Below are 470 nucleotides of genomic sequence, written 5' to 3'. Positions count from 1 at the left end.
TCTCCGTACGGGTACGGGAGGCCGAGGCGGCGGAGGCGTACGAGCTGCTCGCGGCGGGGGAGGTCGACGTGGCGCTGTCCCTCGCGGTGCAGGCGCCCGCCACGCCCGACGCGGACCCGCGCTTCACCCGGGAGTCGCTGGTCGCCGACCCGCTGGACGTGGCGCTGCCGGCCGACCACCCGCTGGCGGCGGCCGAGGGGCTGCGCCTCGCCGACCTGGCGGGAGAGCCGTGGATCTTCGGTGGCAGCGGCCCCTGGTCGGAGATCACGCGGGCGGCCTGCGAGGGCGCCGGATTCACCCCGGAACAGGCCCATTCGGCCTCCGGCTGGACGGCGATCCTCGCGATGGTGGAGGCCGGGATGGGCGTGGCCCTGGTACCGAGGATGGCGGCGGCCCGCCGTGACGGGGTGGTGATGCGCGACCTGACGTCGGACCGCCCCAGACGCCACGTGGTGGCAGCGGTACGCAAG

1 protein-coding gene is annotated in these 470 nt (G+C 76.0%); it reads left to right on the top strand.

Annotation, left to right across the window (positions count from 1 at the left end; all coding sequences use genetic code 11):
* Nucleotides 1–470, top strand: a 470-nt coding sequence (locus AB8Z36_RS41990; protein WP_369218563.1) for a LysR substrate-binding domain-containing protein, incomplete at both ends; no start/stop codon positions are given.

The sequence above is a fragment of the Streptomyces flavofungini genome, from assembly GCF_041028215.1.
GTDB lineage: Bacteria > Actinomycetota > Actinomycetes > Streptomycetales > Streptomycetaceae > Streptomyces > Streptomyces flavofungini_B.
This window is presented reverse-complemented; position numbering and strand designations above follow the sequence as displayed.